Genomic DNA, 25,437 nt, shown 5'->3' with positions numbered 1-25,437 from the left:
AATTACCGCTTTGAAAAGACTCATTAAAATAATAAAATCGCCCATCCTCACTATACCTGAGCCTTTAACAGCGAATTATTTTCCTTTTTTAGACGGATTGCGGGGCCTGGCGATATTAATGGTGTTATTGCCCCATTTTGGAATAAATAAATATTTATACCACACATCCGGGATGCTGATCGAAAGCGATACCGGGGTTCACTTATTCTTTATTATTAGTGGTTTTTTGATCACCACCTTGCTGCTTAAAGAGAAAGTGACGAACGGAAAGATATCACTCAAATATTTTTATATCCGTCGCGCCCTTCGGATATTGCCGGTCGCCTATCTGTTCCTTGTCGTCTTGGCCATATTGAACATTATATTCCGGCTACATCTTAGCGCCTTTGATTTTATCGGAGCCGGAACTTTTATCACTAATTTACCCATGGGCGGCTCCTATTATACCGCGCATTTTTGGTCATTAGCTGTCGAAGAACAATTTTACCTGGTATTCCCATTGTTGTTAGTGTTTAATTTAGAATGTTATTTTATTGTCGGGCTGCTGCTGATAACCGTTGTACCGCTCACGTGTATAGCAGCTACCTGTTTTCCGACTATTGCTGGAGGAGGATTGTTTGTAAAATCCTGTATGTATGCTTTCTGGAAGGGACCGGTCATCATCCTGATCGGGTCCGTATGTGCGATAATGGTTTTCAAACAAATGATCACACTAAAAGCTTCGCGGTTATATGCCTTTGGGGACATTATTTTATTAGTTATTGCAATTATTATTCGTACACGTAATTTCCAGCTTTATACAAAATATGCCAGCGAGTACATTTCTGCAATATTGATGGCTTTTGTTATTATTTTTTCTTTCGGGCAAAAAGGGCCGTTAATCCGAATTTTAACATCAAAAATATTGATGCGCATCGGCATTCTTTCTTATAGCCTCTATATATGGCAGCAGCTGTTTATAGGCTCAAATACCTGGCAGCCCTGGATGCGTTATTTGCACGGATTACCGCTGTGGCAATTAGTTATATTTAAAATTGGGGTTGTTTTTGTTATTGCCTTTTTTTCATACCAATATGAATGGTATTTCCTTAAAATAAAAGAAAAGCTTAAATATAACAAGGGAAAAATTAGGTAAGGTCCTGACTTTTAAACCATATCCTTATTTTGTTTTGGCTTTTTTACGCCTAATAACATCAGTAAGAATCCTGAAACAAGTAATATACTGATCGCATTATAGCTTGCTTTGTTGGTTAAATCCAGGTAGATCCCTATTCCCATCAGCACATTGCCAGTGTAATAGAAATATTTGTTATGGACCGTAATTCCCGGAATTTTCATTGTTTATTGTATATGCTGGAAGGCGTTGACATAACCGATGGCGACTGCGACGGAGAGTAAATTCCCCAGGAGGTAATAGTCGTTAAAACCGTCCAGCGTCTGCTTAGGCTCTTCATGTTTGAGCCGGGTGGCCAGTTTAAGCGCGCTGAAAAAAGTCAGGGCGCTGCTATAACCGTTCGCCAGCAGGATAAATAAAAAAACGCGTTCGGCCATCCCCTTAAAGATCGCTTTAAAGTCCAGGCCTACCCGTTTATAGAAGATCTGGGCGATGACCGCGAACAAAAAGGCGATAATGACTTCTGTCACCACGAAAAGGATAGCTAAGATCAGGAATTTAGGCATAGGCGATATAATCACTGGTTTCTTTTAGGGCAAGATAGGTATTTATCCGCAAACTTTTTCGCCGCTTCCACATCAGGGACGGTTCTTTGCCAAGTTTATCAGCCACCTTCCGATAGCTCTCTTCTGCCAGGAACTCCCTGACCAGGTAAAAATCTTTCTCCGGCCGCCAGTCGTCGAGTACATCCTGCAGCGCCATAAAAACATTATTTAACGCTTTTTTCTTCGCCTGGTCTTTCAGCCAAAAAAAGAAACGGGATTCTTCCTTTTTCAGGTTGGTCAGATATTGCCTGGCCCGCGTTAAACCGTCTCCCAGCATCCCGTACGCGATCTCCCGGTTAACGGGTGTTTCGATCAACCCTTCGACGATCACATAGCGCAGCTTGAACGCCATCTCCCTGCTCACGATCATTTCCTCCAGAAACAGGATCGCCCGGATGGCTGTGCCCGGATCAGTAAGCACGCCCTGGAACTCATCCCCCAGTGTGATCGTTAATGGTGAAACGAACCAGCCGGCCTGCGCATTTGCCGCTTGCACGATCTCTTTAAACCCGGCCATTAATTCGGACTGTTCCTGCTTGCGGCTGCCGATGATATCCGCCATTAAGATGATATATTCTTTCATATTTCAAATATAGTGAAAATGTCAATAATATATCACAAATAATGAAATAATAATTTTATTTCAAATAAAATGAAATAATTATTTTATTTTATGAAACCAAGTGTACAGCATGATAACCGCTGCTAATTGAGCTTAATAAAATGTTTAAAACATCACTGAAAATTAGCAATAATTTGTGGTTTCCAACCTCTTAACAACCTAATTGTTATCGGCTCCATCCGTTGCTTTGCTGTTGATAATAAATAAAACATGGCAGCTGAAATCATAACAAAAGAGGATTTAGAAATATTCGGACAAAAATTACTCACCGAGATAAAAGCATTATTAGGTAAATCGAGCGACGAGCCAAAGAAATGGCTTAAAAGTTACCAGGTGAAAAACCTATTAAAAATATCGCCTAATACCTTGCACAAACTGCGCCAGGACGGAACTTTGACGCCATCAAAAATAGGCGGTATACTTTATTATAGCTACGATGAAATAATGTCGGTTTTGAACGGCCACAGCAATAAAAAATAATGAAAAAGCTTTCGGGTTCATCTTTATTGTTCCCGCCACAGGTACCTGATCAGCGCCTGTCATCAATTTGTTTTTGCACACGAATGCTGAAATTTATTCACAACATGTAATTTATCAACACCGCTGCTGCTCATAGCGCAGCTTTATTATGTTTGTGCTATACGCATATTAACTTGTCAGAACTACATCCAAACGATTTCATCGGTTTAATTACGCAATACGTCAGGCTGCAGGAAGGCCGAAAGGTCCTTAAAGGCAACTGCCCGTTTCACAACGACACCACATCCTCCTTTATGGTCTATCCCTCCAAAGAGATCTTTAAATGCTTTGGCTGCGGACGAGAAGGCGGTGCGGATGAATTTACCAGGGCCATACAAGCCCGAAATTAATTTATTTTACCAGGCCGGCTTTTAACTTATCCAAAGCGCTGTTCCTGATCTGACGGATCCGCTCGGCGCTCAGACCTAAGATCCCGGAGATCTCAGAGGCCGACATTTCGTAAGTGTTATTAAAACCATAGGTCATACGGATCACCTGCTGTTCTTTTCCAGACAGACGGCAGAGCTGGCTTTGCATTTCCTGCTGCCGCGATTCTGCCAGCAAGTGCTTATCAGTTTCATGATCCGGGCTACTCAAACGGTCCAGCAAAGTATAACCATCTTCATCTAAAACGGAATCATACGAACAGGTCCATGCCGCGCTGTGCAGGCCGTCCCTGACTTTGTTCAGACTCATCTTAGCCAGTTGAGCGATCTGTTCCTGTGTGGGCGCACGTGTGGTTTCCTGCTCGATCGCCCCCGCGGCACGGTTGATCTGAGAGATATCGGCAACAATATTGGATGGCAAACGGATCATCCGGGCGTTTTCGAGCAGGCCCGCGACAATGCTCTGGCGGATCCACCAGACCGCGAAAGAAATGAACTTGAAGCCGCGGGTTTCATCAAACCGTTTGGCCGCCTTGATCAGGCCCAGATTACCTTCATTGATCAGGTCACTTAAGGGCAGGCCCTGGTACTGGTATTTCTTGGCAACAGAAACCACGAAGCGTAAATTGGCGCTCACCAGCTTATCCAGCGCTGCCTGGTCACCCTGGCGGATCTTTTGCGCCAGCTCCACTTCTTCCTGGCCGCTCAGCAGCGCAGTTTTTGAAATATCGTTAAAATATAGCTCGACCGCCTGGCTTCCCCTGTCCGTGATCGAGCTGGTAATGTGAATACCTCTCATCGCTGCAGATTTTCCAGCATGTCTTTGGTCATACTTTGCAGGTCATACCCGGGTTTCCAGCCCCAGTCCGCGCTGGCCTGCGCGTCATCAATACTGGCCGGCCAGCTTTGGGCGATGGCCTGCCGGAAATCGACTTGCGTATCCATGGTAAAATCCGGGATATGTTTTTTGATCGCGGCCGCGATATCGCAGGGGGCGAAACTCATACCCGCGATATTGTAAGAGGTCCTGATCGTGATGTTTTCTTTGGGCGCGTCCATGAGTTCGAGTATCGCACGGATCGCGTCGGGCATATACATCATCGGCAGGCAGCAATCTTCTTTAAGAAAGCAGGAATAATGCTGATTCTTGATTGCCTGGTGGTATATATCCACCGCGTAATCCGTTGTTCCGCCCCCGGGAGGCGCAGTATACGAGATCAGGCCGGGAAAGCGCAGGCTGCGTACATCCACCCCATAATGTTCGAAATAGTAATTGCAGAAGTGTTCACCGGCTTTTTTACTGATGCCGTAAACCGTGACCGGTTCCGCGCGCGCGTGCTGGCGGCAGTTATGCTTGGCAGCATTATGGCCGAAGATAGCGATACTGCTCGGCCAAAAAACTTTATCCAGCTTTTGCTCTTTGGCGATCTGCAGGACAGACATCAGGCTCTGGACATTCAGGCGCCAGGCGGCATTGATATCCTTCTCCCCGTTGGCGGATAACATGGCTGCCAGTAAATAGATCTGGTTGATGCCGTGTTCTTTGACCACTTTCTCCAGCTGCTGATGATCGAGCGCGTCAAGACACAGATAATTGGGACCGCTGCCTGTGGCCTGGATGTCCGCGGCAAAGATGTTGGCTTCGCCATGGATTTCCCTGAGCGCGATAGTGAGTTCGGTACCGATCTGGCCGAGCGCGCCGATAATCAATATGTGATCTTTTTTCATCTTTAAATTCCTGTTTTTATATCTGCGATCAATAGATCAATATGTTGCTTCTTTACGCCGGGCATACATAAAATATGAGACCGGCCGGCGTCTGTCGCCAGCTGCCATTTCAAAATGACCTGTTGCGATGGCTGGGGGAAGACCACCGTAATGGCGTTTTCATTTCTCCGGGCCGTTATACCGATAGATTGAAATTGTGTTATGGTGTAAGCAGCCAGTTCAAGACTCTCTTCGATCCGCCTTTTTATCCCGTCCAGTCCCAATTGCCTGATCCGGTACCAAAGGAATACCGGGCTGTGGCCGTTACGAGATCCCGAAATGGTGGTATCAAGCGTGCCGATGTAGGGCACCTCTCTGCCGATCCGGTCACGGTAGATCTTTTTTACGATCACCGCGCCGCAGGGTATCGGCGAGCCCAGGAACTTATGCCCGCTGATGGCGATACTGTCCGCGCCGTCCCGGAAGTCAAAGGGTGGCTTAGGTTCCAGGAAACCGGCGTAACAACCGGTCAGGGCGGCGTCGCAATGGATATAACTGGCTGCGATGGCGTTCTCCTTGAAAATGCTTTTGATGCGGATGATATCGTCCTTGGCCTCGGTCATCGTGGTACCGATATTGGCCACCATGATCACGGGCAGGTGCCTGTTCAGCTTAATGGTATTGCAAAGGTCCTCATAATCGATCTCGCCGTTCTCTTGAGTGCGGATGACGATGCTGGGCATGTTGAGCAGGCTGATATTCTTTTGAATGCTGTAATGCGTCGCTTCTGAATAATATACCATCGCTTTGGGGTATAACTCACGGGCGACATAAAGCCCGTACAGGTTGCCTTCGGAACCGCCGTTGGTCACGTAGCCCCACCACTCGCCTGCCCTGGCGCGGAAAAGATCCGCGAAAAAAGCCAGTACTTCCATTTCCAGCGAACGGGAGTTCAAATCATAGGTAGATTCGACCGTAGGGTCGCCGACATTGTTTAACGGGTAGCGCAGCAGCGGCAGCAGTTCATCGTAATTAAAATCCACCGCGATCGGGTAACCCAGGAACTGTGCCGCGCGCTCTTTTACTTTGCTGATATAATTATCCAGGCGTATCTGATCCTGCTCTAAAAGTGTATTCATGTTATTTTGATCGAAATGTTTGTGCGGAAATATCTGTTCCTTCAAAATTGTGCTGCCACATCAGCCGGCCGCCCGGACGGGACGGGTTCGTTATTCGCGCAGAAGGCAATGACCTGCCGGCCATCTTCCCGGGTGATCTCACTGCACGGAAGCAAATCAGTGATCGGTTGCAGCTGTAAAGTTTTGTACATAAAAATCAAGCGATAAGTTTATAATAAGCGCCCCTTTCCAGCAAGCCTTCGGTTTCAGCCGGGTCTTCTAGCAACACCTTGATCAGCCAGCCTGCCATGCCATAAACATCACCTGCGATTTCTTCAGGGGCTGAGATCGCCAGGATGTTTACAGCGGTAATAGTGCCGCTCACAGGCATGATCAGGTCGGATACGGTCTTCACCGCTTCAATGGTCCCGAATACCTCACCAGCCTCCAGGTACGTTCCGGCAGCGCGCAGGTCAAGATAGACCAGGTCGCCCAATTCACCTGCGGCGAAGGCGGTGATGCCGACAGTTACTTCATTGCCATTAAGGCTTACCCATTCATGGTCTGCCGTGTATTTTAAATTTGCAGGATATTCTTTCATATAATTTGACTTAAAGAAGCCCCCCTACTCCCGGAGGCGCGCTCAGTTTGACATATTTAGAAACGGCGCGGCCACCGGTTCCGATCTGTCCCGGCGCGCCAGTTAACAATATGTTGTTTTTGATCATTTAAATACGTTCGGAGTAAACGAAAAACACCCACCTGCTCCTGGTGGGTGTTAGGTACCATCATTTTTTTAACTTAACTAATCTCATTTTACGAATGAAAAAACGATAAAGAACGTTTGAGTATCATGATCTCCCGGCGCATCAGCTGTTCATAAAAGGTGCCGGAGGACCCGGCACCTTTCGAACCAACCTATGATTCTACCTTGTGAGAAGCGTAGACATGTACAATTTCAAAAATGCGCCGGCTAACCGGCACATTTTTCGAACTAAAACCAAATAAACTAATGAAACATCCTGAAGACATTGCTTATAATTATGAACTAAAGGTTGAGATTAAATGGCGGATCAGTGCCGGGTATTTTTACTTTGTGAAAACCTACGGCGTCGCAGTCGAAAAACAGGGATTTCTCCCAAATCGTCCATTAAAAGGATGTTCTAACGGCACTGAGATCAAACGCTTACCAAGGCCAGCTAAATGCGGTTCTTCCCACAAATCGCATAAATCCCGAAAATTGATATTTCAGCTATTCTCATCATCCAGTCTTTTCACCAGCGCCGCTTTCATTTCATCGGTATATTTGGTCTGGCTCAGCCTTTTTCTCCGGCTGATGGACTGCCACCTGCGGAAGGCGGTCCCGATCCTGATATTAAATATTGATTCCAGGACTGCGAGGATCTCGGTTATCGTGGCATGACCGTTATTGACCTGGCCGGTCAGCCAGATCCCGTAACCCAGTTCAGCGAGGTTGATCGAGTCGCCGGTCCAGCGGATCATGGGCAGCTCGTTTAACGCGGCGCCTGAAACTTTCTCCCGGATCAGTTCATTGGTCAATTGCTGCAAAAGATGATCCCGGAGCTTTTCATAGGCGATAAATTTTGCGAAGGAATAATCCATGGCGGTGGAGAAACCGGGTGAGGGATCGATGAGCTCACAAATGGGCAAATCATGGAGCTTCGCGTCGCGGATAAAGTAGAAATGGTCAAGTTCGCAGGCACCGGCTTTATAGTAAGCATAGGCGAACGGGTTGACTTTAAATTCCCGGAATACCTGTAAGAGTTCCGCCTCATAATAAGCTTTCAGCATTTCTGGCGTTCCTTCGGGCTTGCCGGTACATAAATTGTAAAACAAGGTTTCAAATAGCCGTAAAGCCAGCATTTGAGGTTTGACTTGTTTGAAAAAACTGATCTCCTGCGCCGCGTCGCCAAAGCCATCCTGTAACACCTGCTCCCTTACATCCGCGGTGACCCGGCTGATGATGGGTACACTTTGCCGGATACGGTCTGCCGGTGAAATGCCGGCTTCGTCCAATAGTTTGATTTCTGCCTGCAGGTCCTGCAGGCATTTTTCGTAACGTTGATTGTACATAATTGCTTTAATATAAATCCATGACGGTAATGGGGTAACCCCCGTTTTACATCTTATTTATTGATGATGGAGCAAAACAAGGATTAGCGCAGTGCTGAAAAAAGTGTATCCAATTGATTTACACGTTAAAATCTGAAGCCCTGAATTGATTTAGTGATCGTTAAATAAGCCGGTCAGCTATACGGCACCGCTCCGGGATTTACCAGGGCCGGGATCACTCCGGAAAGTCAAAACAAATTTCATGAAGAAGCAAACCCCTAATCCTTATAAACAAGAGCTTTATTAAATATTCTTTTTAGTGTAATATCTTTATCTTGTCACTAAATCATGACCCAATGAAATTCCTAACAGTCTTATTTACCGCCATACTGCTGAATACCGCATGCTGCGCGCAAAATACGATCAGCTGGTGGCTGACCAATAACGAAAAGTCGGCCTTGCTCAGCAAACAATCGCCCCTGGCCTTTGGCACGGGCGTTGACGAAAAGTTACCGGTCATTACGGTTGATCCGGCGAAAAAATACCAGCAGGTTGACGGGTTTGGCTTTGCGCTTACCGGTGGCAGCGCCCAAAACATGATCCGCATGTCTGCAGGCGAGCGCCATAAAATCATCCGGGAATTATTTGGCAACGGACCAAATGATGTCGGCATCAGTTATTTACGTCTAAGTATCGGTTCATCTGACCTAAACGACCACACTTTTTCTTATGATGATGTTCCTGCGGGACAAACGGACCTAAAGCTGGAAAAGTTTACGCTAAAGGAGGACGAGCGGGACGTCATACCGGTGCTGAAAGAGATACTGGCCGTTAACCCTGCGATTAAGATCTTAGGTTCGCCCTGGTCGCCCCCGTTATGGATGAAATCAAATCATAATATCCAGGGCGGCAGGCTGCAGGACCAATATTATGACGTTTACGCCCGGTACTTTGTAAAATACGTCCAGGAGATGGCAAAGCACGGGATCAGGATAGACGCTGTCACTATACAAAATGAACCATTTAATGACGGCAATACACCCAGCAACCAGTTCCTGGCTAAAGAGGAGCTGAACTTTATTAAAAATAACCTGGGCCCCTTATTTAAAGCAAATGGTATTAAAACTAAGATTATTCTGTATGATCATAATTGCGACGCCCCCGAATACCCAATCTCTATTATGACCGACCCGATGGCTAATCAATATGTGGATGGCTCGGGCTTTCACTTATACGCCGGGCCGGTAACCGCGTTAAGTAAAGTGCATGATGCTTTCCCGGACAAGAACCTTTATTTTACCGAGATGATGGCCGTAAGCCATAGTGATTTTAATGTGGCTAATCCTGAAGAACGCATCGTTATTGGCGCTACCCGTAACTGGAGCCGTAACGTGATCTTATGGAATATAGCCGCCGACCCGCAAAACAAACCGCATACCGATAACGGCGGTTGTGCGGGCTGCCAGGGGGCTATTACCATTGACGGGGACAAGGTGAGTCGGAATTTGGCTTATTACACCATCGGGCAGGTGTCAAAATTTGTTCCGGCCGGTTCGGTCCGGATCGAAAGTTCTTTACCGGATGGCCTGTCAGATGTAGCCTTTGCCACGCCAGACGGTAAGACCGTATTGGTGGTTGCAAATAAAGGTAACTCGGCACAAACCTTTAAAATAGCTTATAAAAACAAGGCGGTGATTGCGCACTTGAGCGCGGCATCGGTTGCTACTTATGTCTGGTAAATTTAGATTTATGATGAAAAAAATATTTGTTTTGATAGGAGTACTTTTGTCTGCGCAGGCCTATTCGCAGGAAGCTAAAACAGCAAACGGCATTTTACAAGGTGTTACCGAAGCCAGCGGTATCGTTTCCTATAAAGGCGTACCCTTTGCACAGGCACCGGTTGGCAATTTGCGCTGGAAAGAACCGCGGGCACCCTTAAACTGGAAAGGCATACGCAAAGCGGATCATTTTGGGCCGCAAGCCATGCAGCGCCCAATTTACAGCGATATGCTGTTCAGAAGCGCCGGCAAAAGCGAAGACTGTTTATACCTGAATATCTGGACACCTGCAAAATCAGCACAGGAGAAATTGCCGGTGCTGGTTTATTTTTATGGCGGAGGACTGAATGCCGGTGACGGATCAGAATACCGTTATGACGGAGAAGCCCTGGCTAAAAAAGGCATCATTACGATCACTGTAAACTACCGCCTGGGTATTTTTGGCTTTTTAGCGCATCCGGACCTAACGGCGGAATCGCCGCACCATGCTTCAGGCAATTACGGTTTGTTAGACCAGCACGCAGCATTGGTTTGGGTGAAGAAAAATGTTGCAGCCTTTGGCGGCGACCCGGATAAAATAACCATCGCCGGCGAGTCGGCAGGCTCGATGTCTGTATGCGGGCAGATCGCATCGCCTTTATCAAAAGGCTTGTTTGTAGGCGGAATAGGTGAAAGCGGCTCCTTCCTGGGTAATCGTTCGCCGGTGCCATTGACGGAAGCCGAAGCAAACGGCTTAAAATTTGCTAAAAGTATCAACGCAGCATCTATCGCGGAGTTGCGTAAAATCCCGGCAGATACCTTATTAAAGCTGGCCGCAAATAATCGTTTCCCGACTACTGTTGACGGCTATTTTCTCCCGGAATCCCCACAAGCCATTTACGCTACGGGCAGACAAATGGACGTGCCTTTATTAGCGGGCTGGAATACGGCCGAGGTTGGCGCGGGCGACGTACTGGGTAAGGCTGAACCTACGGTTGAAAACTATCAATCAGCGGTTCATCAGCTATACGGCAACCGCGCCGATGAGATCCTCCGGGTTTATCCGGCTAATACCGACGCTGAAGTATTGCGGGCCGCGACCGACCTGGCATCGGACAAATTCATTGCCTATGCCACCTGGAAGTTTATTGACCTGCATAGCAAAACTAACGGACACCCTGTTTACCGGTATTTGTTTGCCAGAAAACGCCCGGGTAATGCTGACCAGGCTTTAGGCGCGGTACACGCCTCAGAAATAGAATATGCCCTTGGAAACCTGCCAACCAACAAGGTTTATGCCTGGACGGACGACGATTATAAGGTATCAGAAACGATGCAAAATTTCTTCGTCAACTTTGTAAAGACCGGAAATCCGAACGGCACCGGCTTACCCACCTGGTACGGCCTGCAAAGCAGTATCCCGAAAGTAATGGTGATCGATACCGAGAGTAAATCACAGCCTGAAAAAAATGCAAAACGGTATGTGTTGATGGATAGTTTCTTTAATCCGTAACCAAAGAAGTGTGTCCATGTGAATCAAGTATGAAGATAGAACAGACACAAAAAAGCTGATCAGAATGTTGTAATTATTTACTGAAAAGAAATGATACAGAACGTAATAGAAACCATCCGCAACGCTTTTCAAACCCGCGACTTCAATCCGTTCGTGGCGCTGTTCGCGGCTGACGGCGTTTATGAAACGCCCTTTGCCACCGAGAATAAACGAATCGCAGGGATTGCCGCCATCGGCGCCCATTTCGCGAAAATGACCGAAAGCCCCATCAACAAAGCGATGAAGATAGAAAGTGTTTCCGCCTCATCCATCCCGGGCGCGGACGGGATGACGGTGTTTGTTTCTTTTGAAATTAAGGGCAAACGGTTGGCAGACGGACAATCCTTTCACTTTCCTTCGTCTGTAGCGCTGCTGTATATAGAGGGTGATAAAATCAAAGTATACCGGGATTACCCCAATGTCGCCGGGATCAGGCAAGCCGCCGGATTGTCTTTTAAATAATCTAACTTTAAATCATTGGATACCTAAAAATTTGAGAAATGGAAAACGAATCAAATGACATCAGCAAATGCCCCTTCCACAACGGCGGCAGTAAACAAAACACCGCCGGCGGTGGCACCCGCAACCATGATTGGTGGCCAAAGCAACTGAAGTTGAATATTTTACGCCAGCATTCTTCCCTGGCTGATCCGATGGGCGGTGATTTTGATTATGCCGCGGCTTTCAAGGGCCTTGACCTGGAATCGGTCAAGAAAGACCTGCACGCCCTGATGACGGATTCACAGGACTGGTGGCCGGCGGACTTCGGTCATTACGGCGGCTTATTCATCCGGATGGCCTGGCACAGCGCCGGCACCTACCGGGTCACGGACGGCCGCGGGGGCGGCGGCGCGGGCCTGCAGCGTTTCGCCCCGCTGAACAGCTGGCCGGATAACGTGAGCCTGGATAAGGCGCGCAGGTTGCTCTGGCCCATCAAGCAAAAATACGGCCGCAGGATCTCCTGGGCGGACCTGATGATCCTCGCGGGAAATATCGCGCTGGAATCCATGGGCTTTAAAACTTTTGGTTTTGCCGGCGGGCGCGAAGATGTATGGGAAGCGGACGAATCGGTTTACTGGGGTGCTGAAACCACGTGGCTGGGCGGCGACCTGCGTTACGCGCATGGTTCAGAGGGCGTCGTGGAGAACCATGGCGTTTTGGTATCAGATGATGACGCGGATGGGGATATCCATAGCCGTTACCTGGAAAAACCGCTGGCGGCGGTGCAGATGGGCCTGATCTACGTCAACCCGGAGGGGCCGGACGGAAATCCTGACCCGCTTGCCGCAGCCAGGGATATCCGTGATACTTTCGGCCGCATGGCCATGAACGATGAAGAAACCGTCGCGCTGATCGCAGGCGGTCATAGCTTCGGCAAGACCCATGGGGCCGCCCCGGCGGACAACGTGGGTAAAGAACCCGAGGCCGCTGACCTGGAGCTGCAGGGTTTTGGCTGGAAGAATGCTTACGGTTCGGGTAAGGGCGCGGATACCATTACCAGCGGGCTGGAAGTGACCTGGACGACCACCCCTACCCGGTGGAGTAATAATTTCTTTGAGAACTTGTTTGGATTTGAATGGGAGCTGACCAAAAGCCCCGCAGGCGCGCAACAATGGGTCGCTAAAAACGCGGACGCGATCATTCCTGATGCCTATGACGGTACTAAAAAACATTTGCCCGCGATGCTCACTACTGACCTCGCCCTGCGGTTCGACCCAGCCTATGAAAAGATATCCCGGCATTTTCTCGAAGACCATGCCGCATTTTCGGACGCTTTCGCCCGCGCCTGGTTCAAATTAACACATCGGGATATGGGACCGGTTTCCCGTTATCTCGGCCCGGACGTTCCGCAGGAAGAGCTGCTCTGGCAGGACCCCTTGCCGGCACTTGACCATCCCCTGATCGGTCTTGCGGACGGTGCTGTATTGAAAGAAAAGATCCTGGCCTCCGAATTGAGCGTATCCGAACTGGTCGGAACGGCATGGGCGTCTGCCGCAACTTTCAGGGGCTCCGATAAACGCGGCGGGGCCAACGGCGCAAGGGTCCGCCTGGCTCCGCAAAGGGACTGGCAGGTAAATAACCCCGCACAGCTGCAAAAAGTACTGGGTGTGCTGGAAGGGATCCGGCAGGAATTTAACGCGGGCAGCAAGAAAATTTCCTTTGCGGACCTGATCGTGCTGGCCGGTAACGCCGGGATCGAAAAGGCAGCAAAAGAGGCCGGTCATACGCTTTCGGTTCCCTTCACTCCCGGCCGTACGGATGCCTCGCAGGAAAAAACGGATGTGGAGTCCTTCGGCTACCTGGAGCCGGCCGCCGACGGTTTCCGCAACTACCGGAAATCTAAATTACCGGTGTCTACAGAGGCGTCCTTTATTGACAAGGCAAATTTGCTGACCCTCACCGCGCCGGAACTAACGGTACTGACCGGTGGTTTAAGGGTATTGAATATCAACTATGACGGTTCCGGGCACGGTGTTTTCACGCAAAGGCCAGGCGTGCTGACCAACGACTTCTTCGTCAACCTTCTGGACATGCGCACCGCCTGGAAAGCGGCAGGCCCGGATCAGGAACTGTACGAAGGCAGTAACCGGGCCACGGGAGCGCATAAATGGACCGCCACGAGGGCTGACCTGGTATTTGGTTCCAATGCGGAACTGCGCGCAATCGCGGAGGTGTATGCCAGCGCTGACGCGGGTGACAAATTCCTGAAAGACTTTGTCGCCGCCTGGACAAAAGTCATGAACCTGGACCGCTTCGATATCGGTTAAAAAAAAGGCACCGCCTTATAAGCGCGGTGCCTTTTTTAAACCTGAACATCACTAATTGCCGACAACAAGCCCGGCACCGATCGCTGGTTTTTGAACATCCCTATTTTAAGGGGTGCCGGAAGGTATTGCTAATGCGATACCAGTGGGTAGCGGTTTTCCGAAATCGGGTGTGCCATCTTTATGCCAGGTAAACTGCTGGGCCCTCGGCGAACGGTCATCGCCGCAGCCCATGCCGGGCTGCGGGTTGGCGTGGTATAAGATCCAGTCTTGCTTGCCGTCCGGCGATTTAAAGAAGGAATTATGGCCTGTAGCGTAGACTTTATTTTCCGGCGATTGCTTGAAAACCGGATCCGGAGATTTCGCCCAGGAACGTTGATCCAGTAAATCACTGTTTGCATCTGCCGTTAACATGCCTAAAGCATAATAATCAGTCCAGCATCCGCTGGCAGAGTACACGAGGAACAATTTATTGTTGTGTTTCAATATTTCAGGCCCTTCATTTACATTGACATGCGGCGGGTTTCCCGGGTCATGCAAATCCCCGTATTTTTCCCAATTGAAGGTAGGTGATGATATTTTAACCCTTTTACTTCCTATGGTGCAGGGGTTTTTCAGCCTGGCGATAAAGATGTCCTGCTCGCCATTGGTATCCCCGTCCCAACCTGCCCAGATCATGTAGAGCATCCCTTTGTTTTCAAAAACAGATGCATCGATGGCCCATTTATTGGTTTCATCTGTAATCTGCCCCTTAAAAGCCCAACGTCCCCGCATCGGATCAGCAGAACTGTTTTCAATCACATACAAACGATGGTGGTTATTCTCACCATCATCCGCGGCAAAATACATATACCATTTATGGTTGATGTAATGAATTTCAGGAGCCCATAATTCTTTTGACCAGGGCTTACCTGCGGGTGGGGTCCATATAACCTGATGCTGCGCATTTTTCAGGTCGGTCATATCTTTCGTCTTCCATAGTTGAAGGTCTTTGCCGGTACTATTAGTGTAATAGTAATACCCATCCCGGTAAGTTACCCAGGGATCAGCACCTGAGTTCAATAGTGGATTCTTGAATATTTTGGGTTGGTGTGCCTGGGCCATGACATTTGTTGCTATAGTCAGTGACAGGCAGAAACTAAAATAGATCTTTTTCATGTTATTCTCCTGATGGAACGATTTGATTGCCAACGGCTACCGGGTTGCCAAAATCAGGCGTACCGTCCGCGTTAAAAGTAAATTTTTGCATCCGCGGGTTGCGGGTATCCCCGCAGCCTTGACCACTGAAGGAATTTGCATGGTATAAGATCCAGTTTTCTTTCGTGTCTTTTGATACAAAAAAGCTGCAATGGCCCGGGCCAAAACTCCCGCCAGCCGCGTTCTTGGCGAATACCGGATCCGCTTTTTTAGTCCAGTCCGCCGGATTCATCGGATCCCCCCCGTTTCGCAGGCTGAGCATGCCCAGGCAATAATCGTCGGTGAAGCAGCTGCTGGCTGAGTAAATTAAAAACACATTGCCATTTTTATTGGTGAGGATCTCCGGCCCCTCATTGATGAGAGCGCCATTTTTCTCCCAGGAATAGGTGGACTGCGATAACATCACACGATCCCCTTCGATCGTATAAGGATCTTTCATTTTAGCGATATAGAGTTGCTCTGTACCCGGCTGGTTATAGCCTTGCCAGCCGGCCCAGATACAATATAATTGATTGTTATAAGAAAGAATGGTTGGGTCTATCGCCCACCTGTCCGTAGCTGCTGCCAGTTTGCCTTTTAGGGTCCAGGAGCCTGTTTCCGGCGTTGCCGCTGAAGACTCCAGCACGTAAATACGATGCGTTGTATCGTTGCCGTTATCAGCCGCAAAATAGATATACCATTTATTGTTCAGGTTATGAATCTCGGGTGCCCAAATATCGCCCGAATACGGACCGGTTGCCGGCGGTGTCCAAACTACCTGTTTTGGCGCTTTGCTGAGTTGCGACATTTTTGACGTTTGATAAACCGTGATGTTATTCCCGGTTGTAGCCGTAAAGTAATAGTTATCACCTGACTGTACCACCCAGGGGTCCGGCCCTGTATTAAGCAATGGATTCGTAAAATACGACAACCCTGTGCTTGTGCCCGTGGTGCCGGTAGTGCCGGTGGTCTTTTCAGCGTTCTTACCGCATGAAAATACGATACATACGAGCAGCAAATAGAGACTGTTTTTTAAATGGATCATAGAATGGTATTTTAAGGGGGCAGGCAAACCTGCCCCCTTGGTCCGGTTAGTAGCCGGGGTTTTGTTTCAGTTTTGGATTTACATCAATTTCCCGCTGCGGTACCGGAAAAAATTCATTCTTCCCGGTTTTAAAGTTTTTGAACCCTGCATCGCGGGACGCCAGGCCAGGTCCGAGGTCTCCCCAGCGCGCCAGGTCGTTCCAGCGATGGCCTTCGCCGGTAAGCTCTGTGATCCTTTCATGTTTAAGCTGTACCAAAAACTGGTCCTGGCTCAAACCAGGTTTGGCTACGCTCAAAGTTGCCAGGCCGGCTCTTCGCCTTACCTGATCTACATATTGATAGGCACTTGATGTAGCGCCTGTTGCATTCAGGCACTCCGCATAGAGTAATAACACGTCGGCATATCGAATAAAACGATAGTTATTCGGCGAGTGGAAAATTTCAAAATTACCCGGAGCCGCACTGGTGCCATTATTATAATCCAACAGCTTGGCGAACCAAATAAAATTATCGTTAGCCACGTTGTTCGTGCCATATCTTGACGCAAAAGTCTGTCCGTAGATCTGCGTAAAGTTCGGGCCGCGCACATCGGTCGAATCAAACAGGAACGTAACTGCTAATCGCGGGTCGCGCTGGCCTGTAGTTGTTTTCTCTTGCTCAAATTCGGCAACCGGCCAACGCCTGGCTTCACCATCTGTAAAGCCCAGCTGCGGAGGTGCAAAAAATGGCGGTATGGATGAACCATAGTTCAGGTTGTCCTCAGCACCGACATCCGTATCATCGTCATGGGTATCATTTGGATTTAACGCATTATTGTATTCAAAAACGGATTCACTGTTATTTTCTGTAGTTGATAGAAAATTATCCTGGTAATTAGCTGTTAAAGCATATGTACCACTTTGTATTACCGCTTGCAAGGGTGCCAAGGCCGCCTGGTAATTGCGCTGCTGCATGTAGGCTTTGGCCATCAGCGCGTTGGCTGCGCCTTTAGTTGCACGGCCAATGTCGCTGCCGGTATAACTTGCGGGTAACACCGCTGCGGCGTCCGCGCAGTCTTTTTCAACCTGTGCCCAGACTGCGGCTTGCGGTGATGTTTCCGGCTTATCTGAAGGCAATGAGGATTTTAACAAAATAGGCACATTGCCAAAAAAGGTAGCGAGGTGATAATAGAATAAGGCCCTTAAAAACTTTGCCTCGCCTATATACCGCGCTTTCAGGTTGGCATCCATATTGATATTCGGCACATTATCCAGAACCTGGTTGGCGCGGTTAACACCAAAATAATTATCGGTCCAAAGCCCGCCATAAACGTTACCGTAATTGTAATCGCTAACCACAAACTGGTCAAAATTAGCGATCAGGTTCGGGTCGCCACTTTTGCTCCAACCTTCGTCTGCACGGATCATGGTGGCAAAGAAATACCATCGGCATGGCCCGGTCCGGTGAAAAGTACTGTAAATGGCATTTACGCCCGATTGCGCGTCAGCAGCAGTTTTCCAAAACTGCTGCGTCGTCACGGCATCCGGGTTCACAATATTCAATGATTTTTTGCAACCGGCCAGCCCCATTGTCAAAACTGCGGCGAAGCCTATGATTATTTTTTTCATCTTAATAAAATCTTAATTAAAATCCACAGTTAATTCCAAGGGAAAGGATCCTGCTTGGCGGCCAGCCGCCATTGTCAAAACCTGGCTGGGTTAGGTTACCGGTTACATCCGGGTCCTGCCCTTTGTACCTGGTTACGGTCAGCAGGTTCTGGCCGCTGATGAAGATCCTTGCATTATCGATATGCCATTGGGTCAACAGGCTTTTAGGTAAGGCATAACCTATTTCAAGATTACGGATACGGCCGTAGGAACCATTCTCCAGCCAGCGTGAACTTGCATAAGTATTGTTGCTCACGATACCCGCATCATTTCCTGCAAGCCCCAGGCGCGGATCAGCAGTATGTGTATTGGTAGGGGTCCAGGGGTTTATGTCGGCCCGGAAATTACTGGTTTGATAGCTGTCTAAAGTTTGACGAACGGCATCAAATATGGTTGAACCAAATACACCAACCAATTGAATATTCATGGTAAATTGTTTATACGCCGCATTAAACTGTAAACCGGTTTGTAAATTCGGTAAGGCCGAACCGTTGAAAACACGGTCATTATTACTGATCTGGCCCGTACCGTTTGGATCTGCGTAAAATTTGATGTCACCCGGTTTTGCGAAGGGTTCTATCAGATCGCCGTTTGACCTTTTGTAATTATTGATCTCTGCCTGGCTTTGAAACAGGCCGATATCTTTGAGTACGTACCAGGAACCGATCGGGTGACCGACCTGCGCACGGGTAATATCCGGGTTCTGTACCAGGTAATCTGCACCACCCTGGTCACCTACACTTAATACTTTATTTTTAATGGTGGTTACATTGCCTGAAATGCTCCATTTAAATTGACGGCTGTTATCGCGATACGTTGCTGAAAACTCAATCCCTTTATTACTGATGGATCCGGCATTGATATATGGATTATTATTGGCACCCAGGTAACCGGGTAGCTGTTCGATCAGCAAAGCATCTTTAGAAACATTCCGGTATACCGCCGCCGATACCGTTAACCTGTTGTTCAGAATAGTTGCATCAAGGCCTATATTTGTTTCATGGCGGCTTTCCCAGTGAACATCGGGGTTATACAAAGATGCCTGGTAAGCACCATTCGCGATCACGTCATTACCAAAAACCGCCCTTGGGGCGTTATTGATATAGCCCATATTGGCAAATTGCGGGATGGTATTCACCCCTAATACGCCATAAGACCCGCTTAATTTCAGATCATCTATCCAATCCGCTTTAAAAAAGCTTTCCCGGTTAATCCGCCATGCTGCCGCGAGTGAAGGAAAGAATCCGGTTTGAAAATTAGCGCCAAACCTGGAATCCTGGTCAATACGCCCGGTTGCCGTAAATAAATATTTGTCATTAAAGGTATAATTCACCCTTCCCAGGTAACTGATAATTTTAAAATCAGTACCGGTGCCACCTAACGAAGTCGGATCACCTGTTGCTGAATTGATGGAGGTTTGATAGGCGCCATCTATAAACGTAAGATCTGTTCTTCCGCCACCGGTGAAAGTATCCTTTTCGCGCTGCTGGGTAAACCCAAAAACACCGTTAATCGTATGTTCGCCAAAAGACTTGTTAAAATTAAGTGTATGTTCCATCAGCAGGTTGGTAAACTGGCCGCGTACTTCATTCACAGCGCTTGATGCCGAAGGCGTACCATACCGGATAGGAATACCGTCAAACAAGTTACGGGTATAATCAAAACTGGTTTCCAGGCCGATATTAAACTTGTAATACAGCCAGCTGGTCAATTGTAACTGTGCAAAGGCGTTACTGATCAGCTTCGCGTTATTGGTGTACTGGCTGCTTACCTGGTTGCCGGCCAATATATTATTGGCATAGCTTAGGTCCACATTTTGTCCCTGGTCGTTGGTACCGTTGGTGAATCCCTGGGGATTCGTAGAATTGATCCATTTAGGATCCTTCACCGGAACGGTTGGTAATGAAGTGGGCAGGTCAAAGAACGGGCTGCCTTCATTAGGCACACGTGTATTGGTATTGGTCAATAAGGCGTTCTCACCAAAAGTCAGTATCCCTTTTTTTGACTCAGTGTTGATACGCAAACTGGCGCGGTTGAACGAGTTTGCCAACAAAACGCTTTGGTTATCATAATAACTGCCGGATACCAGGTATTTGGAATGATCAGTACCACCGGATATCGTCACGTTATAATCCTGATCATTGCCGGCACGTTCATCTAATTTTTGCCAGTCGGTATTGATCGAAGGATTAAAAGTTCCAGCGGCGATGCTTGCCGGGATCTGATCAGCGGCTGTACCTGAGTTTAAATACTCCTGGCGTTTGATCGCCGCATATTGTGTACTGTTCATCACATCCCATTTTTTCGGAATGTATTGTTTGCCGTACTTTGCCGAAAAAGTAATTTTTGGCGGACCGTTCTTTCCTTGTTTTGTAGTGATAATGATCACGCCGTTTGCCGCACGGGAACCGTAGATCGCCGCCGCAGAGGCATCTTTCAGGATCTGAATGGATTCGATATCATTATTATTTACCGTAACATTAGCGTCAGAAAGCATGCCGTCGATCACATATAGCGGTGCCGAAGAAAGATAACTGCCGATGCCCCGGATTTCAATTTCAGCGCCTGCTCCCGGTGCGCCACTGGTTCTTACGGTCACACCCGGGGACAAACCTTGTAAGGATTCGCCCAGCGAGCTCGAAGTGACCCGGTTAGCATCCTGAGGACTGATGCTGGCCACCGCGCCGGTCAGGTCTTTTTTACGAACGGACTGGTAACCTATAACCACCACCTCCTCCAGGTTGGTTTGTTTAGACGGTTCAAGTACCACGTTTAGTTGCGTCTTACCCGCCAGGGCGATCTCCTGTGATGAATAGCCAACATAGCTAAAAACCAGCGTACTGTTAGCGTCAGCTACATTAATGGAAAACTTACCGTTAACATCGGTGGTCGTGCCGGTACCGGAATTTTTGATGACGACACTTACGCCCGGCAATGTTTCGCCTGCCGCGGTGCTCACTGTCCCGCTTACGGCAACCTGCTGCCCGGCCTGTGCTTTGGCCATACCCATTATGGCCAGGCTCAGGCATACTTGTCCCAGTACTGCTCTCGTGATCTTATACCAGGACTTTGGAATTAGTAAAGAAAAACTCATAATTGAATAGATTAGCTTTTTTAAAAAATCAGATAATGTGCTCGTGCGTTGCGGGCGGAATTTAGCCGCCGGCAAGCCGCTTAAGTTGGATACAGCTTGATCATAAATGTTTGTTATAGGTTATAACCCGCTGCTACAGGGCAACCGGGAATTATAATGGTCTAACAAAGGAAAAGGAATTAAATGGCAAGCGTTAGGCAGATCGTCTCAATAATTCTACAAAAAGTATCATTCAAAGAAAAAATTGGCGCTGTAATTTTAGTAAAGGTTAATTCACACCCGCTTACTTTGCTGGTATTCCGAAGGGGTTAGGCCAAACTGCTTTAAAAAATTGCGTCCCAGCTGGGATTGGGAACTATAGCCGATCATATTGGCTACCTCAAAGATTTTAAGGTCACCGCGCTCCAGCAGGCGGGCGGCAGCTTTTAAGCGGGTAATATTGATCAGTTCATTGATGGTCAGGTTGGAGATGGCTTTTACTTTACGGTAGAGCGTGGGCTTGCTCATATTCATTAAGCCGGCGATTTGTTCCACATCCAGTGCTTCATTTTCCATATGCTGGTTAATGATCGCGTTTAACTTATCCAAAAAACTTTCATCCGGCTTGGAGTACGCCATGGTCTTGATATGCGCCAGGGGCGAACTGGCAAAATGATCCATGATCCGGCTCCTGTTGACCAGCAGGTTTGCAATTTGTACCTGTAAATGTTCCGGTGAAAAAGGCTTTTCTATATAAGCGTCCGCTCCTACTTCCAAACCCTCTATTTTGCTTTGTATGGTGTTTTTTGCCGTCAGCAGGATGATGGGAATATGACTGTAATCGAAGTTGGTTTTCATCCGTTTGCAAAACTCAAAACCATCCATGCCCGGCATCATCACGTCACTGATGACCAGCTGGATATGTTCCATTTCGATCATGTCCAGGGCTTCCTGGGCCCCGGTAGCCTTGATCACTGCGTATTTCTCATTCAGCTCATCCGCTATAAAGTCCAGAATTTCAGGATTGTCATCTACTAATAAGAGGTGGGGTTTCATAAAATCAAATTTATCATCTTTTACCGTACCGGCAATTTCATACTCCGTTTTTGAACCGTCCAGGTCAAATTCCTTTTCCTGGTGCACGGGTAAGGTAACATTAAAAGTATTCAATTGGTTTACCGGTTTTTTCAATACCAATTGCCCGCGGTGCAATTCCGCCAGTGACCTGGACAGGGACAGGCCGATCCCGGTACCCACCTGCTTTTCAGATTCCTTCATCCTGAAAAACGGTTCAAAAAGCCGCTCACGCATTTCATCGGGCACCAGCTCCCCGTTATTCCTGATCTCCACTGCAAAGGTCGGGTCGCCGGGTTCTCTTTTTAATAATTCCACCTCGATGACGGAGCGTCCATATTTGATCGCGTTGATCACCAGGTTGCTGATAATTTTGTTAAATGCTTCCACATCGATATAGGCGTAAAAATGCTGATCGTTGTGCAGAAAGGTAAAATCCTGGTTCTTTTGCTCTGCTATGGGTTCAAAGCCGGATACGATATCGTTCAGCGACGCAACGATATCTGTACGGACAAAATTCAGGCTTAAACCATTGGTCTCCGCTTTCCTGAAATCCAGTAACTGGTTGGCCAGGTCAAGCAGGCGGTTCGTGTTCCGTTCCATGATCTTCAGATTATGGTGGATCTCGGGTACACTTTCAACTTTCCGGATCATTTTTTCCATCGGGCCCTTGATCAGCGTCAAAGGGGTCCGGATCTCGTGGGCGACATTAGTAAAAAATTCTATTTTAGCATGGTAGATCTGTTTCTCTTTATCAATTTCCAGCATTTCAATTAAGCGTTCATTTGCAGCCCGGTTGCGCCGGTGGTACTGGTCAAACAGATAGTACAGTATCAAAATCAATAAAAGCGCATAGCACAGGTAGGCCCAGGGACGTTCCCAAAAAGGCGGGGCGATGATGATGGCGAGGCTGGCCTCCTGCCCCGACCAGGTCCCGTTACTGTTTGATGCCTTAACCATAAACCGGTAATGTCCGGGCTGCAGCTGCGTGAAATAAACGCGGCGGTTACTTTTCAGGGTGGTCCAGCCCTTATCCAGTCCGGACATCATGTACTGATATTGCGACATTTCCGGGGATGAATAATTTAAGGCCGCAAAATCGATGCTGAAAGAAGTTTGTTTATAATTCAGATCGATCTGTTTGGTGTGGATGATTGACTTACGGAGCAGCGAGTCGCTGCCACTCACTGCCAGCTCCCGGTTTTGCACCTGGAAACCGGTGATATATACCGGGGACACAAAATGAGTTTCTGAAAACAGGTCAGGATTAAAGCTGATCATTCCTTTCAGACAACCAAAGTACATTGTACCGTCCGTATCCTTATAGGCTGAATTGTAATTGAACTGGTCGCTTAACAAACCGTTAGCCTGCGTGTAGACCTTTATATTTTGCGTCCCCATATCCAGGGAAACCAGGCCTTTGGTTGTTGTTATCCATAAATGCCGGTGGTTGTCCTCCAGTACTTTAAATACATAATTGCTGGGAAACCCGTTACCCAGGTCAAAAAACCGGTAGGTTTTACGGTCCGGATCGTAGCGCCATAAACCAAGCCCTTCAGTCGAGAACCAGAGCATATGCGCGCTATCTTCAAAAATCCCGTTAATACTGGAGGTGCCCAGCGCATTCTTGACCTTGTACCGGTAATTCAGTTTGTCCGCTGTATTTTTTACCGGATCGTAGCAATAGATCCCGTCAAAGGTCGTTCCCACCCAGATCTTTCCCCGGTGGTCTTCTGCCAGCGAATAGATGTAATCATTAAAAGGCAGCTTATCTATCAGCGTAAAATCCTTGCTTTGCGGGTTATAACGGTATAGTCCCCAGGTTGTGCCGACATATATGGTTCCGGAACGGGTTTTACAAAAGGTGATCACAAAATTGCTTTTCAAAGCGTTCTTTTCTTTAGCGGCCACATACACCCGTTCAACTTTCCCGGTTTTAATATTAAAAATATCCAGCCCGCGCTCAAAGGTGCCGATCAGCAATTCGTTACCATTGGCGACCAGGCCGTGGATATTGATATTGGTGATCCCGTTTTTAATTCCCGGGTAATAATGCACCCAAGTATGTTTATCCGGGCTTAATTTATTGAGCCCGTTATCTTCCGTGCCTATCCATAAATTACCGTAGCCGTCTTTGCAGATCTCACGAACGACATTACCCATCAGTGAACTTTTGCCGGATCCCGGGTAATATTTATTAAAGGCGGCATATTGCCCGGTATAGTAATTGATACCCCCGAAATAAGTACCGGCCCAGATACCGCCTTGTCCATCCTTATACAGCGCGTAAATGGCATTATCGGATACAGAATAAGGATCATTATAACGCTTTTTCAGGTTCGAAAAGGTACCGTTTTTGGCATGGTAAATATAAATTCCCGATTCGGTGGCGAGCCAGTATTCATCCCCGGCATACCGAACGAAATCCCGCACATAAATCCCGGTATGCTCCGCGTTTATAGTGAGCAGGTCTTTATATGTACCTGTCGCGCAATCAAATTCTTTAAAGCCCTGGCTGGTCGTCCCCACAAAGATCTTATTGTGACCGGCCTGGTAGATCGTTTCAATATAATTGGAAGCTACCGACGGGGAATGGTTAAATACGTTATAACTTTTAAAGGTGTTGTGTAATGTATCCAGCCGTTCCATATTCCCGGAGGTCGCAGACACCCAGATATACCCGTCATCATTCTGGGCGATGAAGGTAGCCTCAAAATGCTGCATGGGTGTAAAATTCGTCAGTTTGCCTGTTTTCAGATTATACCTGAAGAGTGAAGTGCCCGCTATAAACCAGCAATTGTCATGCTGGTCAAATTGCATGGTCCACACAATATGCGATCTTGAGGAATTTACATGGATAAAGGTTTCGTTCGTCGCGTTAAATAGATCGAGTCCCTGGTTGGTGCCCACCCACATCCGGCCATTATGATCCAGGCGCAGGCAACGCACCATATTATCACTGATACTGTTTTTATCGTTAATATTATGCCGGTAGACTTTAAAATTATAGCCGTCAAAACGGTTCAGTCCATCCTTTGTGCCGAACCAAAGAAAGCCCTGTTTATCCTGCAAACAGCAATAAACCGTATTATGGGAAAGCCCCTGCTCTACCTGGTAATGCCTGAAGTAATAAGGCTGTGCATCACCGGCCAAAACACAAAAAAGAAAAAGGAAGAATAGATATACAGGCTTCAAAAAGGTTATTT

At 47.7% G+C, this 25,437-nt stretch carries 21 protein-coding genes; 7 read left to right on the top strand and 14 right to left on the bottom strand.

Translation table 11 applies throughout. The features are described from left to right. Nucleotides 1-10 precede the first annotated feature (10 nt). Nucleotides 11-1,135, top strand: coding sequence for an acyltransferase family protein (locus FO440_RS23805; protein ID WP_144250820.1), 1,125 nt, complete (start codon nucleotides 11-13; stop codon nucleotides 1,133-1,135). Nucleotides 1,136-1,146: 11 nt separating this feature from the next. Here FO440_RS23805 and FO440_RS23800 read toward each other — a convergent pair whose 3' ends face one another. The 3 genes from FO440_RS23800 to FO440_RS23790 are packed head-to-tail and all read right to left on the bottom strand — an operon-like array spanning nucleotide 1,147 to nucleotide 2,302. Further along, on the bottom strand, nucleotides 1,147-1,338 hold the full coding sequence (locus FO440_RS23800) for a hypothetical protein (protein ID WP_144250819.1): 192 nt from the start codon (nucleotides 1,336-1,338) through the stop codon (nucleotides 1,147-1,149). Nucleotides 1,339-1,341: 3 nt separating this feature from the next. Then, entirely contained in the window at nucleotides 1,342-1,695 is a 354-nt protein-coding gene (locus FO440_RS23795) for a hypothetical protein (protein ID WP_144250818.1), read from the bottom strand. After that, nucleotides 1,673-2,302: a SatD family protein gene (locus FO440_RS23790; RefSeq protein ID WP_144250817.1), complete on the bottom strand. Its 630-nt coding sequence runs from the start codon at nucleotides 2,300-2,302 to the stop codon at nucleotides 1,673-1,675. The genes FO440_RS23795 and FO440_RS23790 overlap by 23 nt, the downstream gene beginning before the upstream one ends. A gap of 249 nt (nucleotides 2,303-2,551) precedes the next feature. On the opposite strand from FO440_RS23790, the gene FO440_RS23785 reads away from it, so the two are divergent. Both FO440_RS23785 and FO440_RS23780 read left to right on the top strand, forming a co-directional pair. Then, the gene (locus FO440_RS23785) at nucleotides 2,552-2,821 is read left to right on the top strand and encodes a helix-turn-helix domain-containing protein (protein ID WP_144250816.1); all 270 of its coding nucleotides are present in this window, start codon (nucleotides 2,552-2,554) and stop codon (nucleotides 2,819-2,821) included. 173 nt (nucleotides 2,822-2,994) lie between these two features. Beyond that, entirely contained in the window at nucleotides 2,995-3,210 is a 216-nt protein-coding gene (locus FO440_RS23780; RefSeq protein ID WP_186292788.1) for a CHC2 zinc finger domain-containing protein, read from the top strand. Nucleotide 3,211: 1 nt separating this feature from the next. On the opposite strand, the gene FO440_RS23775 is transcribed toward FO440_RS23780, so the two are convergent. The 6 genes from FO440_RS23775 to FO440_RS23755 all read right to left on the bottom strand — a co-directional run bounded on the left by FO440_RS23775 (nucleotide 3,212) and on the right by FO440_RS23755 (nucleotide 8,165). Further along, on the bottom strand, nucleotides 3,212-4,045 hold the full coding sequence (locus tag FO440_RS23775) for a sigma-70 family RNA polymerase sigma factor (protein ID WP_144250814.1): 834 nt from the start codon (nucleotides 4,043-4,045) through the stop codon (nucleotides 3,212-3,214). Beyond that, nucleotides 4,042-4,974 carry an NAD-dependent epimerase/dehydratase family protein gene (locus tag FO440_RS23770; protein ID WP_144250813.1) on the bottom strand — a complete coding sequence of 311 codons (933 nt, stop codon included), beginning with the start codon at nucleotides 4,972-4,974 and terminating at the stop codon, nucleotides 4,042-4,044. Before FO440_RS23770 ends, FO440_RS23775 begins: the two co-directional genes overlap by 4 nt. Before the next feature lie 2 nt (nucleotides 4,975-4,976). Then, entirely contained in the window at nucleotides 4,977-6,092 is a 1,116-nt protein-coding gene (locus FO440_RS23765) for a histidine decarboxylase (protein WP_144250812.1), read from the bottom strand. 196 nt (nucleotides 6,093-6,288) lie between these two features. Continuing rightward, the gene (locus FO440_RS23760; RefSeq protein ID WP_144250811.1) at nucleotides 6,289-6,672 is read right to left on the bottom strand and encodes a glycine cleavage system protein H; all 384 of its coding nucleotides are present in this window, start codon (nucleotides 6,670-6,672) and stop codon (nucleotides 6,289-6,291) included. Between the two features lie 56 nt (nucleotides 6,673-6,728). Further along, nucleotides 6,729-6,863 (bottom strand): hypothetical protein, encoded by a 135-nt coding sequence (locus FO440_RS25030; protein ID WP_262711515.1) that lies wholly within the window; start codon nucleotides 6,861-6,863, stop codon nucleotides 6,729-6,731. Nucleotides 6,864-7,319: 456 nt separating this feature from the next. Then, on the bottom strand, nucleotides 7,320-8,165 hold the full coding sequence (locus FO440_RS23755; RefSeq protein WP_144250810.1) for an RteC domain-containing protein: 846 nt from the start codon (nucleotides 8,163-8,165) through the stop codon (nucleotides 7,320-7,322). Nucleotides 8,166-8,500: 335 nt separating this feature from the next. Between FO440_RS23755 and FO440_RS23750 the strand changes: the two genes are divergently transcribed. The 4 genes from FO440_RS23750 to katG all read left to right on the top strand — a co-directional run bounded on the left by FO440_RS23750 (nucleotide 8,501) and on the right by katG (nucleotide 14,221). Continuing rightward, entirely contained in the window at nucleotides 8,501-9,883 is a 1,383-nt protein-coding gene (locus FO440_RS23750; RefSeq protein ID WP_144250809.1) for a glycoside hydrolase family 30 protein, read from the top strand. Nucleotides 9,884-9,893: 10 nt separating this feature from the next. Continuing rightward, complete coding sequence (locus FO440_RS23745; RefSeq protein ID WP_246104316.1) at nucleotides 9,894-11,414, top strand: carboxylesterase/lipase family protein; 1,521 nt, start codon at nucleotides 9,894-9,896, stop codon at nucleotides 11,412-11,414. A gap of 90 nt (nucleotides 11,415-11,504) precedes the next feature. After that, nucleotides 11,505-11,915, top strand: coding sequence for a nuclear transport factor 2 family protein (locus tag FO440_RS23740; protein WP_144250808.1), 411 nt, complete (start codon nucleotides 11,505-11,507; stop codon nucleotides 11,913-11,915). A gap of 38 nt (nucleotides 11,916-11,953) precedes the next feature. Further along, entirely contained in the window at nucleotides 11,954-14,221 is a 2,268-nt protein-coding gene (gene katG / locus FO440_RS23735) for a catalase/peroxidase HPI (RefSeq protein WP_144250807.1), read from the top strand. 105 nt (nucleotides 14,222-14,326) lie between these two features. Here the strand turns inward: katG and FO440_RS23730 are convergent, their stop codons facing one another. The 5 genes from FO440_RS23730 to FO440_RS23710 all read right to left on the bottom strand — a co-directional run bounded on the left by FO440_RS23730 (nucleotide 14,327) and on the right by FO440_RS23710 (nucleotide 25,426). Further along, the gene (locus FO440_RS23730) at nucleotides 14,327-15,376 is read right to left on the bottom strand and encodes a glycoside hydrolase family 43 protein (RefSeq protein ID WP_144250806.1); all 1,050 of its coding nucleotides are present in this window, start codon (nucleotides 15,374-15,376) and stop codon (nucleotides 14,327-14,329) included. A 1-nt stretch (nucleotide 15,377) separates the two neighbouring features. After that, nucleotides 15,378-16,439 (bottom strand): glycoside hydrolase family 43 protein, encoded by a 1,062-nt coding sequence (locus tag FO440_RS23725; protein ID WP_144250805.1) that lies wholly within the window; start codon nucleotides 16,437-16,439, stop codon nucleotides 15,378-15,380. A gap of 46 nt (nucleotides 16,440-16,485) precedes the next feature. After that, the gene (locus FO440_RS23720; protein ID WP_144250804.1) at nucleotides 16,486-18,045 is read right to left on the bottom strand and encodes a RagB/SusD family nutrient uptake outer membrane protein; all 1,560 of its coding nucleotides are present in this window, start codon (nucleotides 18,043-18,045) and stop codon (nucleotides 16,486-16,488) included. Between the two features lie 16 nt (nucleotides 18,046-18,061). After that, entirely contained in the window at nucleotides 18,062-21,178 is a 3,117-nt protein-coding gene (locus tag FO440_RS23715; protein ID WP_222104047.1) for a SusC/RagA family TonB-linked outer membrane protein, read from the bottom strand. 273 nt (nucleotides 21,179-21,451) lie between these two features. Beyond that, nucleotides 21,452-25,426, bottom strand: a complete 3,975-nt coding sequence (locus FO440_RS23710; protein ID WP_144250803.1) for a hybrid sensor histidine kinase/response regulator transcription factor — start codon at nucleotides 25,424-25,426, stop codon at nucleotides 21,452-21,454. Between the last annotated feature and the right edge of the window lie 11 nt (nucleotides 25,427-25,437).

It is taken from the genome of Mucilaginibacter corticis (assembly GCF_007558865.1).
In the GTDB taxonomy this organism is placed as follows: Bacteria; Bacteroidota; Bacteroidia; order Sphingobacteriales; family Sphingobacteriaceae; genus Mucilaginibacter; species Mucilaginibacter corticis.
Note: the sequence above shows the minus strand (reverse complement) of the source record. Positions and strands in the feature narration are given on the sequence as shown.